A 14741-nucleotide genomic window follows, 5' to 3' on the forward strand; every position below is an offset into this window, starting at 1 on the left:
GTAGCGTTGAGGTGGTTTTTCAGATCCGCATAGCATAGCCCAAACGTCCGCGTCAAAACAGCCTTTCGCGCACTCGACGTTGAAATGATGCCCGGATTATTCATACATTAATTTACAGAGTTTGTGGGCGTATTAGCAAAGTAAGGAACAAAGAACGTCTATTATTATAGTCAGTTAACGACCCGGGAGATGAAACGATGAACAAGGTTGCTCAATATTACCGTGAACTGGTCGCGTCACTGAGCGAACGCCTGCGCAATGGCGAGCGTGATATCGACGCGCTGGTAGAACAGGCGCGCGAGCGCGTAATAAAAACAGGGGAGTTAACGCGAACCGAGGTCGATGAACTGACACGCGCCGTCAGACGTGACCTGGAAGAGTTCGCTATGAGCTATGAAGAGAGTCTGAAAGAAGAATCTGACAGTGTTTTTATGCGGGTGATTAAAGAAAGCTTGTGGCAGGAGCTGGCGGATATCACCGATAAAACGCAGCTTGAGTGGCGCGAAGTTTTCCAGGATCTCAACCATCACGGGGTTTACCACAGCGGAGAAGTGGTAGGGCTGGGGAATCTGGTCTGCGAGAAATGTCATTTTCATCTCCCAATCTACACGCCGGAAGTGCTGACGCTATGCCCGAAATGCGGTCACGACCAGTTCCAGAGACGCCCGTTCGAGCCGTAATAGTCTGATTTCGCACAGTAATAAAGATAATTTGGGTCGAATGAAAATCGTCCGACCCTTATCTGTTTTTATCTCTACAGTAAATTTTCAATCTCACGGATTTCTTTACTGACATCTCTTGTAGCGGATGACTGAACTTTACGGTACAAGTTGAGAGCCTGTCGGAGATCGACAGCCTTTACCAGTCAACCGCTTCTTCATATTTAGGGGGCTGTATCGTCGAGAATGCGCCCCGGCAAATTGGCTGCTAATGCATGTTCTTAATACACTGAAATTGCAGAACATGAAATTTTGCTGGCATTTCGCGCATTATTATCCTCGGATGAGGAACGATTTAAGCAGTCCACCTGGCAGCGATTCATTCATCAATTAAATCATTGCTCAATGGAATAGATTGATAAGTTACGCTGGTTGCTGTGCAGGATAACCATGAATGCTGCCTATTTATCTTTCGAGTATGTCGTGTTATTAGCAGAAAGAGTGCGGTGGTTGCAGGAGGAAAATGCCGGGATAATAGACGAAAAAGAACTGGAATCCTTTTTATATGCCATTGCCAGGGGTAATGTTTTTAACTTCCAGACCATCCTGTATTTACCCGTTGCATTCTCCATTTAGTTGGCTGATAAAAATCTTAATGTGCGGGAAGCTCTGCAAGTAATTCTTCCGCATTTTTATAATGTTGTTCCGCTGCCAGTTTCAACCATTTGCGGGCTTCATAATTATTGACGTTTATGCCTGTGCCGTTTCTGTAGATCAAACCCAATGTGTATTGTGCATGAACATACCCTTGTTTAGCGGCTTCTTTATACCAGAGAATTGCTTTACGGGTATCGGGTTTGACTCCCAGCCCTTTCAGGTAGATCCACCCTAGTTTGCTCTGCGCGCGCGGATTTTCCTGTTCCGCCGATTGCTCATACCAGTACCTCGCCATTGCATAATCCAGCGGTTTACCATTACTACCATGAAGATAAAATTCGCCAAGGCGATATTGCGATGTTGAGTGACCATGAATGGCGGAAAGTTCCGTTGCTGCCGTGGTAAACGGAAGGCTGCCCGGTGCGCTTAAATAATCAAAGACATAATTCGCCATAGCTTTATCGCGCAAGGTCGTTTTCTTAGGTTGGCTAATACAAGTGATTGCCGCAACTATAAATATTGCGAATATAAAATATATTTTTTTGTTCATTTATCAATGCTTCGATTTTCTTTTTATTTTGAAAGCGTCAAGTTTATACTCATCATTAATAAAAAAGTAGTCAGTTAATGTACTTAAAGGATTGTTAATAAATGGATAAGGATGAACAACACCTTCTATTTGCGCTTTCTACGCCAATGGAAATTCTTAATCAGGGATGCAAGCCTGCACACGACTCGCCAAAAATGTATACCGGAATAAAAGAATTTGATCTCTCATCATCCTGGGGAATAAATAATCGTGATGATTTAATTCAGACTATTTACCAAATGACTGATGATGGCCACGCGAATAATTTAGCTGGTTTATATCTGGCATGGCATCGCTCTTCCCCTGATGAGTGGAAAGCATTAATTGCTGGTGGCTCCGAACGCGGGTTGATTTATACCCAATTCGTTGCCCAAACCGCTATGTGCTGTGGGGAAGGGGGAATCAAAGCCTGGGATTATGTTCGGATGGGGTTTTTGTCGCGCGTCGGTGTACTCAATAATTGGCTGACAGAAGACGAAAGTTTATGGCTGCAATCGCGCGTTTATGTTCGGGCACACTATTACTATCACAGTTGGATGCACTATTTTTCCGCCTATTCGTTAGGGCGTCTCTACTGGCAATCCTCCCAGTGTGAAGACAACGCTTCGCTACACGAGGCGCTAACCCTGTACAAATACGATAGTGCCGGAAGCCGAATGTTTGAAGAACTGGTGGCAGGAAGCGATCGTTTCTATGCCACGCTTCCCTGGCGGCCATTAACTGTTCAGCCTGAATGCCCGGCAACGCTTAAGGATGTGAGCGACCTATGAAAACATGTTGGCAAATTCTCGAAATCGAAAGCACAACGCAAATTGATATTATCCGTCAGGCTTATCTTGCTCGCTTACCGTTGTGTCATCCCGAAACCGATCCGCAAGGGTTTAAAGCATTACGTCAGGCCTATGAAGAGGCGCTGCGACTGGCGGTAAATCCTGTAGAAGAATCAGTTGATGAAAAGAGCAACACCGCAGTTGAACATGAAGCACTGAGCGCATTCAGGGCATTACTGAATTCAGAAAGTGAACGTTTTCAGCCCTCCGCCTGGCAGAAATTTATTCAACAATTAAATAACTACAATATGGAAGAGGTGGATCAATTACGCTGGTCGCTGTGCGCAATCGCCATAGAAGCGCGATACCTTTCATTAAATTGCGCTTCTTTGCTGGCCGGGCGTTTGAACTGGCATTCATTTAGTGACAGCGAAGGAATGGATGAAGAAGAGCGGGAGGCTTTTCTTGAGGCTATTCAGGCTGGGGATTGTTTCGATTTTCTTAGCCTTCTGGAATACCCCGTCGCGTTACAAAACCAGACTATTGAGTATTACTTCGCGCTGGAACGCTGCTGTCGTTACCATCCTGACTATGTTACTGCGTTTTTAGCGATGGAAGGTCCGTGGTTCATTCCTGATGATGCGAAGTTACATCGCAAACTGTTGCGCTGGTACAGCTCGGTGCAAACAGGTATGGCGGAACTCATTCCTGTAGCCCAACAGTGGCAAGCGGAAGAACCAGAAAGCGAAGATGCCCGTTATTACCAGTGTGCACAACGGTTGTACTGCGGCGAGGGGGAAAGCCTGCTTGCCGATCTCTGTGCATACTGGGAGAGTCATTCATCGACGCAAGCGGATAATTTGTTGTTGCAGTGGAGTGCGCAACATTGCCCGGATTATTTCGCGCTGTTAGTGATGGTTATCGAAGCGCAGAGCATGGTTGATGCACAAGGTAAGCCGCTGAAATATGTTCCAGGCGAGAGCGCCCGAACACGGCTTTTGTGGGCGCAAATATTACATAGCGGTAAATTATCCTCTTTAGGGCAATCATTTATTGAATCGCTGTTTTATAAGCGCAAAGCATGGGCGTGGTGGAAATCAAAAGTCGGTAGCGAGACAGAGCAAGATTCACCGTTACTGAATCTGTATCAGGTAGCGGAACAGGTTGTGCTGGAAGCGTTTCCGAAACAAGAGAAGCTGGCCCGCCTGAAGGCGCGGCTGGAATGCGGAGAAGCACATCCGTTAGAAGCGATTATCACTCGTATGCTGTTGACAAAAGTGAAGCTGGAGCCGGTGGATGAAGATGTCGATGAGCCAATACCTGAAAAACATGAAGAGAAGAATGATGAGATTGAAAAACCACAGAGCATTATCAGCATTATCAAAATCAGCTTAACGGTGCTGGTGATAGGTTATGCACTCGGCAAAATTGCGATGTTGTTCAGTTAGATGTGAGGCTAACGCATCCTATCCTTCAATGTCGGATGCGATGCTAACGCATCTTATTCGACCTACGGGTAGGCCGGATAAGGCGTTTACGCCGCATCCGGCAGCCGTGCTTAAGGGATCTCAATGGCCAGATAATCGCTCGCCCGCCGACGAACTTCATCGACGCGCGCTATGTCGTTTGACTGCAATGCCGCATCAAAATCGGCAATCACCCGGCCAATCTCTTCTCTTTCATCGCCCAGCGCTCGTGCCCATAACTCTTCCAGTTTGGCTTTAAAAGTTCGGTTAATAAGCATATCGCGCGGATAAATTTTTAATGCCGATAACCGCGCCCGACTCTCTTCTATTTGCTGCGCATTTAACGTCACCGGGCTGTGATTAATCACTCTGGACTTAACGTTACCATCTTCCAGAAGCACGTCAACTTCAAGCAATCCGTTGATATCATAGCTAAAACGAATATCGATAGACTGGTAAGCGCCGGTTTTTTTCAGCGGCACATCGAAGGACTCCACCAGAATATTGTTCTTAACTTTGTGGTTTTCCCCCTGGTAGACATTAACCGTAATTGAATCCTGCTCCGGGTGCATGGTCGAGTAAGTTTCTACACGCGATACAGGTACAGTCGTGTTTCGTTCAATAATCGGTGAGAAAATGCCGGAAACCCCCTGACGGTTTACTTCTACGCCCAAAGAGTAAGGGCAGATATCGGTGAGGATCACTTCTTCAATATCTTCACTGCGTAAGCGGCAGGCGGCCTGGATTGCTGCGCCCAATGCGACAATGGTGCTCGGATCGTAGCTTTGATACGGCAACTTGCCAAACAGACGTACCGCAATTCGCTGTACTAATGGCATTTGCGAAGCGCCACCAACCAGCACCAGACTGTCGATTTGACTCGGTTTCAAACGTGCATCGCGCAATGCCTGTTCGATAGGCACACGCAAGCGGTTGAGTAGCGGTAACCACAAATCTTCCAGTTCGTTCTCGTAAAATTCGCACTCCCGCGTTTCTTCCTGGTACTGCCAGTGAATGTGCAGCGGTAATTGATTGCCACATTTTGCCGCTTCTACACAGACATACAGCGCCGCCAGTTCACTTTCGTTGAGCGTGTTTTTAGCCACTGCGGCGCGTTTTAACACTTCATCCACCAGCATATGAGTAAAATCTTCGCCACCAAGGAAGTTGTCGCCAGCGGAGGCGTGAACTTCAATCACCGGCGTGGCGTATTCGAGCACCGTGACGTCAAACGTGCCGCCTCCGAGATCAAAAACCAGCGAGCGGGTGTTTTGTTGCGTATGCAGGCCATACGCCATCGCGGCTGCTGTGGGTTCATTAATTAAGCGTACTGCATTTAACCCGGCTAACTCCGCTGCTAAACGGGTATGCTTGCGTTGTTCATCGCTGAAATAAGCCGGAACGGAGATCACCACATCTTTAATCGGACGTTGCAGAAATTCTTCGGCATCTTCTTTTAATGAGCGTAATACCAAAGAGGATAGTTCTGGCGCGTTAAATGTGTCGCTGCCTAACCGCCAGTTGGTATTACTGCCCATTGCGCGTTTAAATAACGCTGCGGTTTTATCCGGATGCGAAGTGCGCCGTGATACAGCCGGTTTTCCGACCAGAATATGATTATTTTCATCCATGCTAATTATGGATGGTGTTAAATATTCACCGAATTTATTTGGAATTAATTGTGCGGCACCGCCTTTCCAGACGGCAATTAAACTATTGGTAGTACCGAGATCGATACCAATGGCGAGTTCTGCATTATCCATTGCATTTATATCTTGAAGGAAAAAGAGAGAGTCAGAGTAAGATCACCCCATTTTCACGTGGTGATCTTAATCAATGACGTGTATTAAGCGTAAAATTTCAGACGATCGGCCAGTAAATCAACAAAGCCCTGACGATCCACATCGACCATTATGGTGGTATTTGGTTTATTACCAGTGAGATAGTAATAATCAACAACCGTCATACCCTGAGTATATTTCCCTTGTGTTTCGACACCAACCCAGCGTTCAACGGTGGTAAACAGTTCAGGTTTTAGCAGCCAGGCGATGGTGCATGGATCATGCAACGGTGCGCCGACAAAGCCCCATTTTTCGTCTTTGTGATATTCGAGGAAGAAATCCAGCAGTTCGGCAACGATGGTTGAAACAGGGTTACCAATAGCGCGGAAACGCTCGGTATCCTCAACGTAAATTTGCGCTTTGTGGGTGACATCCAGACCAGCCATCACCACCGGAATCCCTGACTGGAAGACAATTTCCGCCGCTTCCGGGTCAACGTAAATATTAAATTCTGCCGCTGGCGTCCAGTTACCGAGTCCCATCGCGCCGCCCATAATCACAATTTGAGCGATTTTGTTATGCAGCTCCGGGTGGCTGTTGAGCAACAACGCAACGTTAGTTTGTGGTCCGGTGGAAACTATCGTGACGGGTTCAGCACTTTCGCGCAGCGTTTTCGCCATCAGCTCCACCGCCGTGCAATTTTGCGGCGCAAACGCCGGTTCCGGCAATGCCGGGCCGTCCAGGCCGCTTTCGCCGTGCACATTGTCCGCGATAATCAAGTCACGCATTAACGGTTTTACTGCGCCACCAGCCACCGGAATATCGGTGCGATTAAGTAGGGTCAGCATACGCAGAACATTACGTAATGTTTTATCGGGCGTCTGGTTTCCGGCGGAGGATGTGATGGCTTTGACATCAAGCTCTGGTGAGGCGAGGGCGAGAACTATTGCGATAGCGTCATCATGACCTGGGTCGCAATCTAACAGAATTGGCAGTGCCATTGTTGCTCCTTGTTGTGTGCTTCTTTGCGACAAGGGTAACGCCGGGATGTAACAGATACGAGAGGCGAAACGATAAAGCGTGAGATGGCGCGCACTTGAGTATGCGCGCCTGACTTATTAGTGCAGTATTTTCGCGAGGAAGTCTTTTGCGCGGTCTGATTTCGGATCATCAAAGAACGCGTCTTTTGGCGAGTCTTCGACAATTTTACCTTCATCCATAAAGATCACCCGATTTGCTACTTTACGGGCAAAGCCCATTTCGTGGGTGACCACCATCATAGTCATTCCTTCATTCGCCAGCTCCACCATCACATCCAGCACTTCGTTGATCATCTCCGGATCCAGTGCCGATGTCGGTTCGTCGAACAGCATCGCAATAGGATCCATACATAATGCGCGGGCAATCGCTACACGCTGCTGCTGACCACCGGAAAGCTGCGCCGGAAACTTATTGGCATGCGCAGAAAGTCCCACGCGTTCCAGCAGTTTCAGGGCCTTTTCGCGGGCGGGCGCTTTATCGCGTTTAAGCACTTTTACCTGCGCCAGGGTCAGGTTTTCGATAATCGACAGATGGGGAAACAACTCAAAATGCTGGAACACCATTCCGACGCGGGAACGCAGTTTTGCCAGATCGGTTTTCTTATCGTTAACCACGATGCCATCAACGGTGATTTCACCTTGCTGCACCGGTTCGAGGCCGTTGACGGTTTTAATCAGTGTCGATTTACCGGAGCCGGACGGGCCGCAAACCACCACCACTTCACCTTTTTTTACTTCGGTTGAGCAGTCGGTCAGCACCTGAAAGTGACCATACCATTTTGAAACATTTTTCAGGGTAATCATTATGCTGTCCTTCTTTTCAAGTAGCTGACCAACAACGATGCGCTAAGGCTAATGATGAAATAAACAAATCCGGCAAACAGGATCATCTCCACCTGCGTACCATCACGTTCACCAATGGTTGAGGCGGTACGGAAGAAATCGGCCAGAGATAACACATACACCAGCGAGGTATCCTGAAACAGGACGATGCCCTGAGTGAGCAGCAGCGGCACCATCGCACGGAACGCCTGCGGCAGAATAATCAGTTTCATCGACTGCCAGTGGGTCATTCCTAACGCCAGCGCAGCGCTCGACTGACCACGAGAAATACTTTGAATACCGGCGCGGATAATCTCGGAATAGTAGGCCGCTTCAAACATCGAAAATGCCACCATTGCAGAAATTAAGCGGATATCGGTTTTGGGTGATAATCCCAGCACGTTTTGCAGAAAACCCGGCACGATCAGGTAAAACCACAACAGAACCATCACTAACGGTATTGAACGGAACACGTTGACGTAGGCTTTGGCAAACCACGCCACGGGTGCAAAGCTGGACAGGCGCATTACCGCCAGCATCGTGCCCCACAAAATACCAATCACGACTGCCGTGATGGTGATTTTCAGGGTGATCACCAGCCCATCCAGCAGATACGGCAGGGAAGGAACGATTGAACTCCAGTCAAACTCGTACATTATTTGCCTCCCATGTTGCCGGGCAGGCGAACTTTACGTTCGACCAGCGTCATCACCAGCATAATAACGGCGTTAATCAGCACATACGCCAGCGTGATGGCGGTAAACGATTCCCAGGCGTGGGCGGAGTAATCGAGCAATTTTCCGGCCTGTGCTGCCATATCTACCAGACCAATGGTTGAGGCGATGGCGGAGTTTTTCACCAGGTTCATCATCTCAGAGGTCATCGGTGGGACGATAACACGATAGGCGTTAGGTAACAGAACATAGCGGTAGGCTTGCGGCAGCGTCAGCCCCATCGCCAGTGCGGCATTCTTCTGCCCTCGTGGCAGCGACTGGATCGCGGCGCGTACCTGTTCGCAAACACGAGCGGCAGTAAACAGCCCCAGGCAGAGCATGGAAGAAAGGAAAAACTGAATATTGGGATCCAGCTCCGCCTTAAACCACATGCCGATTTTTTCCGGCAGTAGTTCTGGGATCACCAGATACCAGGTAAAGAATTGCACAATCAGTGGCACGTTGCGGAACAGTTCGACATACAACGTGCCCAGACCGGAGAGAAAACGGTTTGGAACGGTACGTAAAATGCCGAATAACGAGCCGACGAGGAAAGCGATAATCCAGGCGCAGATCGACAGAGCGATAGTGACCTGAAAGCCGCTCCAGATCCAGCCGAGATAGGTGGTGTTGCCGAACGGGGCTTGTTGTAAAAAAATACCCCAGTTCCAGTCTATAGACATAAATCTACTCCAGAAAAAAAAGGGTAGCAGCGTTAACTGCTACCCTCGAAGATTGTTACCCAGCGTATTGCGGTTTTCAGGCCCGATGGGGAACGACCATCAGGCGTATAGTCTGTCCGTGCTACGTAACAATCGAGAGGGCTGAACTTTCCGCCCCTGGTTCTTGTAATTAGTTCAGTGCTTTGTCATTAGGTTCTTTGAACAGTGCTTTCATTTCGTCCGACAACTCGAAATTCATGTTCAGGTTTTTCGGTGGAATGGGGTTTTTGAACCACTTATCAAACCATTTTTCCGCTTCACCGGAGGTCTGCACCTGGGCGATGGTGTCATCCATCAGCTTTTTGAATTGCGGATCATCTTTGCGCAGCATGCAGCCGTAAGCTTCCTGAGACTGCGGTTTGCCGACGATTTCCCAGTTATCAGGCTTCTTCGCTTTCGCTCGTTCACCGGCCAGCAGGGCGTCATCCATCATAAAGGCAACGGCACGACCGCTTTCCAGCGTGCGGAAAGAGTCACCATGGTCTTTGGCGCTGATGATGCGCATATTCATCTTCTGATCTTCATTCAGTTTGTTGAGCAGAACTTCAGAAGTGGTGCCGGAAGTGACTACTACGGCTTTGTCTTTCAGATCAGCAAAATCTTTAACATCACCGTCTTTTTTGGTCAGCAGGCGCGTACCGACCACGAAAATGGTGTCGGAGAAAGCCGCCTGTTTCTGGCGTTCGAGGTTGTTGGTGGTAGAACCACATTCAAAATCGAAAGTGCCGTTTTGCAGCAGCGGAATACGGTTTTGTGAGGTGATCGGGATCAGTTTCACCTGCAGATCCGGTTTGTTGAGTTTCTTTTTCACTGCCTCGACAATGGCGTTGGAATAATCCTGAGAGTAACCCACCACTTTTTGCTGGTTGTCGTAATAAGAGAAAGGCACCGAAGATTCGCGGTGACCGACGACAATCACGCCGTTTTTGGCGATTTTGTCCAGCGTACTGCCTGCAGTCGGGGCAGTGTCTTCTGCCTGTGCCAGACCTGCGGAAAGCGCCAGGGCCAGGATTGCTGTGGCAGATTTACGTAATTGCATATCCAACTCCTTTATCTTCTGCGTTAAGAACGCATGGATACCCGTTGTGAGTGTTTGTGTTGTTATCATCTGCAACTTTATTGTGCAGTGTTGTGCTTGTTAGGTAACATTTAGTTTGTATAAATGTAAAGATATTGATGTTTTATTGTTTGTTTTTGCGAGATGCACCGCACCATTCCGAAGCAAAATTCTCAAAATGCACTCTTTTGGTGCTATCGGTGGATTGCTATGGTGCAACCTGGTTGTACCGACACCGGTTCAAGGTTTGCCTTGTATAACAAAGCAATAGATGTGCCAAAGTTGGATAGGGGAATTTTGTCATCCGGATAACGCATTGACGCCGCATCCGGTGAGCGTGCCGAAATACGTAATGTATTCCGGCACAATTAGAAGGGATTATTTACGTCGCTGACGGAGACTCATCAACACAGAGGCAAAACCAAACAGTGCCGTCAGCACCCACAGCGGCCAGTTGCCGGTACGTGCGTACGGTGTGAGTCCGGTAGTCGGCGTCACGTTAGTGGTTAACACCTCGCGGGTGAATTGCGGGATCATCGCCTGAACCTCACCCTGTGGGCCAATCACCGCCGTAATGCCGTTGTTGGTGCTACGCAGCAGCGGGCGCGCCAGTTCCAGCGCACGCATTCGCGCCATCTGGAAGTGCTGCCACGGGCCAATAGACTTACCAAACCATGCATCGTTGGAGATAGTCAGCAGATAGTCGGTATCCGGGCGGAAGTTATCGCGCACCTGCTCGCCAAGAATGATCTCGTAGCAAATGGCTGCGGTAAGCTGAATACCATTCACGGACAGCGGCGGCTGGATATAAGGCCCGCGGCTGAATGACGACATCGGCAGATCAAAGAACGGCGCTAACGGACGCAGAATCGACTCCAGCGGGACAAACTCGCCAAACGGCACCAGATGGTTTTTGTTATAGCGATTGGTCGATTCATAGCTGTAAGGTGCACCTTTACCCAGCGTGATGATGGTGTTGTAGGTATCGTAGCGGTTCAGCTTATTGAGGCGCGCGTCGACAATCCCGGTGATCAGCGAGCTACCTTTTTCACGCAGCACGCCATCCAGCTCTTTGAGGAACGGTTGCTGATTCATTTCCAGATCGGTAATTGCTGACTCTGGCCAGATAATCAATGACGATTTACCCATCAGCGGTGCTGTCGCGTTGTAGTAAATCTTCAGCGTATTAAGAAGCTGGCTTTCATCCCACTTCAGTGATTGTGGAATATCACCCTGAACCATTGAAACCTGAATGGTTTTCTCCGGTTGCGGGGTAAACCACTGGATGTAACGCAGAGGGAAGGGGAGTGCAAACAGCACAACGGCCACCACCAGCGGACGCCAGTTGCGTTTGACCAGCGCCAGCGCCAGCAGGCCACTAACCATCATCAGCAGGAAGTTAATGGCTTCCACGCCCATTATCGGTGCCAGCCCTTTTAACGGCCCGTCAATCTGGCTATAGCCGAACTGCAACCACGGAAAGCCAGTTAGCACCCAACCGCGCAGAAACTCGGTGACTTGCCAGAGGGCAGGGGCGGCAATCGTCACGCGCAGCCAGGTGGTTTTCGGCCACAGCCGCGCCAGAACACCAGCAAACAGTCCGGTATACAGCGAAAGATACGCCGCCAGCAGCACCACCAGGAAGATGTTTACCGGGCCTGGCATCCCGCCAAAGGTCGCGATGCTGACATATACCCAGTTAATACCGGTGCCAAACAGGCCAAATCCCCAGCAGAAGCCGATAGCGGCAGACTGAAGTGGGCGGCGGTTAAAGGTCAGAGCCTGAAGCCCCATCAGCGAAACAATCGCCGCAGGCCAGACGTCATAAGGGGAGAAGGCCAGCGTTCCGCAGGCACCGAATAATAACGCCAGCAGCAGGCGAATGCGCTGGCGTTCAAGTAATGAGGCAAAAGCCATGTAGTTATCTATCCAGTTTCGGTTTTATTCATCCAGCTTCGGCTGGGGTGAGTCATCCGGGATTTTGACATGAACCTGAATAATACGCCGACTGTCGGCCATCGCCACTTTGAACTGGTAACCGTCGATGTCGATGGTTTCGCCACGCGCCGGAAGATGCCCAAACGCCTGCATCACCAGACCACCGATGGTATCGACCTCTTCATCGCTAAAGTGGGTGCCGAACGCTTCGTTGAAATCTTCGATGGAAGCCAGCGCACGCACGGTCCAGGTGTGACGGCTAAGTTGACGGAAGTCAATATCATCTTCTTCGTCATACTCGTCTTCAATCTCACCAACAATCAGTTCCAGGATGTCTTCAATGGTCACCAGACCGGAAACACCGCCGAATTCGTCAATGACGATCGCCATGTGGTATCGCTGAGAGCGAAACTCTTTCAGCATCCGGTCTACGCGCTTACTTTCAGGAACGACAACCGCCTGACGTAACACTTTGTCCATGCTGAAGGCTTCAGCATCGCTGCGCATAAACGGCAGCAAGTCTTTCGCCATCAGAATCCCTTCAATGTGATCTTTATCCTCGCTGATCACCGGGAAACGCGAGTGGGCAGACTCGATGATGACATCAAGGCATTCATCCAGCGTCTGGTTGCGTTTCAGAGTAATCATCTGGGAGCGCGGGATCATGATGTCGCGAACGCGTTGGTCTGCGATGTCCATTACCCCTTCGAGCATATCGCGCGTATCTTCGTCGATAAGGTCGTTCTGCCCGGAATCACGGATCAGCGCCAGCAGTTCGTCACGGTTTTTCGGTTCACCGTGGAAAAGTTGGCTGAGTAACAGGGAGAAAAATCCCTTCTTGTTGCTTATCGTGTCACTACTGTGTGAATTGTCGTCGCTCATGGCGTCGTATGGGTTCTCATGTTAGTTAATCAAAACACCGTCGTTACTTACCAACGGCGGGGACGTCTGCCAGTCAAATGCCCGGCAAATTATTCTTTCTCGGCAATGTACGGATCCTCATAGCCCAGAGCAAGCATAATCTCTGTTTCGAGGGCTTCCATCTCTTCTGCTTCGTCATCTTCGATGTGATCGTAACCTAACAAATGCAGACTGCCGTGCACCACCATATGCGCCCAGTGCGCCTCCAGTGGTTTACCTTGTTCCTGCGCTTCTTTCTCAACCACCTGACGGCAGATAACCAGATCGCCCAGCAGCGACATCTCCATGCCAGGCGGCACTTCAAATGGGAAGGAAAGCACGTTGGTCGGCTTATCTTTACCGCGATAGGTCAGATTCAGACTGTGGCTTTCGGCGGTATCGACCAGGCGAATAGTCACTTCTGATTCTTCCTGAAACTGCGGGATCACCGCATTCAGCCATGTCTGAAACTGGCTCTCTTCCGGTAGCCCGGAATTATCTTCACAGGCCAGTTGTAAATCGAGGATCACCTGACTCATTTTTGTTCCTGTTCTTCACGCTTGCGCTCTGCCGCCAGCGCCGCTTTACGTTTTTGTTCGGCTTCTTCCCAGGCTTCATAGGCGTTAACGATACGCGCCACTACCGGGTGACGAACAACGTCTTCGCTGTGGAAGAAGTTAAAGCTGATCTCTTCGACATCGGCCAGCACTTCGATGGCGTGGCGCAGACCCGATTTGGTATTACGCGGCAGGTCGATCTGCGTGACGTCGCCGGTGATAACCGCTTTTGAGTTAAAACCGATACGGGTCAGGAACATCTTCATCTGTTCGATGGTGGTGTTCTGGCTCTCATCAAGAATGATAAATGCGTCGTTCAGTGTTCGACCACGCATATAGGCCAGCGGCGCGACTTCAATAACGTTGCGCTCAATCAGTTTCTCGACTTTTTCAAAGCCAAGCATTTCGAACAGCGCGTCGTATAGCGGGCGCAGATACGGGTCTACTTTCTGGCTTAAATCGCCGGGCAGAAAACCTAATTTTTCACCAGCTTCTACTGCCGGACGGGTCAGCAGAATACGACGGATTTCCTGACGTTCCAGCGCATCAACCGCCGCAGCCACAGCCAGGTAGGTTTTACCCGTACCCGCCGGACCCACGCCGAAGGTGATGTCATGGTCAAGAATATGGGCGATGTACTGCGCCTGGTTCGGTGTGCGTGGTTTAATGACCCCGCGTTTGGTCTTGATATTGACCGCTTTGCCGTACTCCGGCACGCTTTCCGCACTTTGTTCCAGCACTCGCGCTTCTTTAATCGCAAGGTGGATCTGCTCCGGTTCGATATCCTGGATCTGACCGCGCATTGGGGCAGTATCGACATACAGACTGCGCAGAATGTCTGCCGCGGCAGTGACGCAAATCGGACGACCGGTCAGTTTAAAGTGGTTATCGCGGCGATTGATTTCGATGCCGAGACGGCGTTCGAGTTGCTTGATGTTGTCATCAAACGGGCCGCACAGGCTCAACAGACGCGCGTTGTCTGCTGGCTCCAGGGTGATTTCGCGAGTGTCTATGTTCAAACCGTTCCTCTTATTTGTATGCCGCCGGAAGCTGAACATTCACCGGCCTAT

14 protein-coding genes and 2 pseudogenes are annotated in these 14741 nt (G+C 49.7%); 4 read left to right on the plus strand and 12 right to left on the minus strand.

Annotation, left to right across the window (positions count from 1 at the left end; all coding sequences use genetic code 11):
- The first annotated feature begins 197 nt into the window (after positions 1-197).
- Positions 198-680 (plus strand): zinc ribbon-containing protein, encoded by a 483-nt coding sequence (locus A9587_RS17615; RefSeq protein WP_001044880.1) that lies wholly within the window; start codon positions 198-200, stop codon positions 678-680.
- A gap of 74 nt (positions 681-754) precedes the next feature.
- On the opposite strand, the pseudogene A9587_RS25115 reads toward A9587_RS17615, so the two are convergent.
- Positions 755-859 (minus strand): annotated as a pseudogene (locus A9587_RS25115) (hypothetical protein); the annotation flags it as partial.
- Positions 860-950: 91 nt separating this feature from the next.
- On the opposite strand from A9587_RS25115, the pseudogene A9587_RS24765 reads away from it, so the two are divergent.
- A pseudogene (locus tag A9587_RS24765) lies at positions 951-1283 on the plus strand (J domain-containing protein); the annotation flags it as partial.
- 28 nt (positions 1284-1311) lie between these two features.
- Here the strand turns inward: A9587_RS24765 and A9587_RS17630 are convergent.
- Positions 1312-1866 carry a tetratricopeptide repeat protein gene (locus A9587_RS17630; protein WP_001035173.1) on the minus strand — a complete coding sequence of 185 codons (555 nt, stop codon included), beginning with the start codon at positions 1864-1866 and terminating at the stop codon, positions 1312-1314.
- Between the two features lie 101 nt (positions 1867-1967).
- Between A9587_RS17630 and A9587_RS17635 the strand changes: the two genes are divergently transcribed.
- Positions 1968-2675 (plus strand): DUF1266 domain-containing protein, encoded by a 708-nt coding sequence (locus A9587_RS17635; protein WP_016263043.1) that lies wholly within the window; start codon positions 1968-1970, stop codon positions 2673-2675.
- Positions 2672-4123: a hypothetical protein gene (locus A9587_RS17640; protein ID WP_061090786.1), complete on the plus strand. Its 1452-nt coding sequence runs from the start codon at positions 2672-2674 to the stop codon at positions 4121-4123. Before A9587_RS17635 ends, A9587_RS17640 begins: the two co-directional genes overlap by 4 nt.
- Before the next feature lie 110 nt (positions 4124-4233).
- Here A9587_RS17640 and hscC read toward each other — a convergent pair whose 3' ends face one another.
- From hscC to A9587_RS17690, 10 genes are all read right to left on the minus strand, one after another.
- Complete coding sequence (hscC, locus tag A9587_RS17645) at positions 4234-5904, minus strand: molecular chaperone HscC (RefSeq protein ID WP_016248464.1); 1671 nt, start codon at positions 5902-5904, stop codon at positions 4234-4236.
- A gap of 83 nt (positions 5905-5987) precedes the next feature.
- On the minus strand, positions 5988-6923 hold the full coding sequence (gene rihA / locus A9587_RS17650; protein WP_105263415.1) for a pyrimidine-specific ribonucleoside hydrolase RihA: 936 nt from the start codon (positions 6921-6923) through the stop codon (positions 5988-5990).
- A 117-nt stretch (positions 6924-7040) separates the two neighbouring features.
- Positions 7041-7766, minus strand: coding sequence for a glutamate/aspartate ABC transporter ATP-binding protein GltL (gene gltL / locus A9587_RS17655; protein ID WP_000631384.1), 726 nt, complete (start codon positions 7764-7766; stop codon positions 7041-7043).
- Positions 7766-8440 (minus strand): glutamate/aspartate ABC transporter permease GltK, encoded by a 675-nt coding sequence (gltK, locus tag A9587_RS17660; RefSeq protein WP_000272808.1) that lies wholly within the window; start codon positions 8438-8440, stop codon positions 7766-7768. The genes gltL and gltK overlap by 1 nt, the downstream gene beginning before the upstream one ends.
- Entirely contained in the window at positions 8440-9180 is a 741-nt protein-coding gene (gene gltJ, locus A9587_RS17665; protein ID WP_000020950.1) for a glutamate/aspartate ABC transporter permease GltJ, read from the minus strand. The genes gltK and gltJ overlap by 1 nt, the downstream gene beginning before the upstream one ends.
- A 169-nt stretch (positions 9181-9349) precedes the next feature.
- The gene (gene gltI, locus A9587_RS17670) at positions 9350-10258 is read right to left on the minus strand and encodes a glutamate/aspartate ABC transporter substrate-binding protein GltI (RefSeq protein ID WP_001515970.1); all 909 of its coding nucleotides are present in this window, start codon (positions 10256-10258) and stop codon (positions 9350-9352) included.
- A gap of 396 nt (positions 10259-10654) precedes the next feature.
- Entirely contained in the window at positions 10655-12193 is a 1539-nt protein-coding gene (gene lnt / locus A9587_RS17675; protein WP_016248466.1) for an apolipoprotein N-acyltransferase, read from the minus strand.
- A gap of 24 nt (positions 12194-12217) precedes the next feature.
- A complete protein-coding gene (corC, locus tag A9587_RS17680) occupies positions 12218-13096 on the minus strand; it encodes a CNNM family magnesium/cobalt transport protein CorC (RefSeq protein WP_001278605.1) in 879 nt (292 codons plus the stop codon).
- Positions 13097-13185: 89 nt separating this feature from the next.
- Positions 13186-13653, minus strand: coding sequence for an rRNA maturation RNase YbeY (gene ybeY / locus A9587_RS17685; protein WP_000084457.1), 468 nt, complete (start codon positions 13651-13653; stop codon positions 13186-13188).
- Positions 13650-14690, minus strand: coding sequence for a PhoH family protein (locus A9587_RS17690; RefSeq protein ID WP_024191850.1), 1041 nt, complete (start codon positions 14688-14690; stop codon positions 13650-13652). The genes ybeY and A9587_RS17690 overlap by 4 nt, the downstream gene beginning before the upstream one ends.
- Between the last annotated feature and the right edge of the window lie 51 nt (positions 14691-14741).

The sequence above is a fragment of the Escherichia sp. MOD1-EC6162 genome (assembly GCF_002965125.1).
GTDB classification, from domain to species: Bacteria; Pseudomonadota; Gammaproteobacteria; order Enterobacterales; family Enterobacteriaceae; genus Escherichia; species Escherichia marmotae.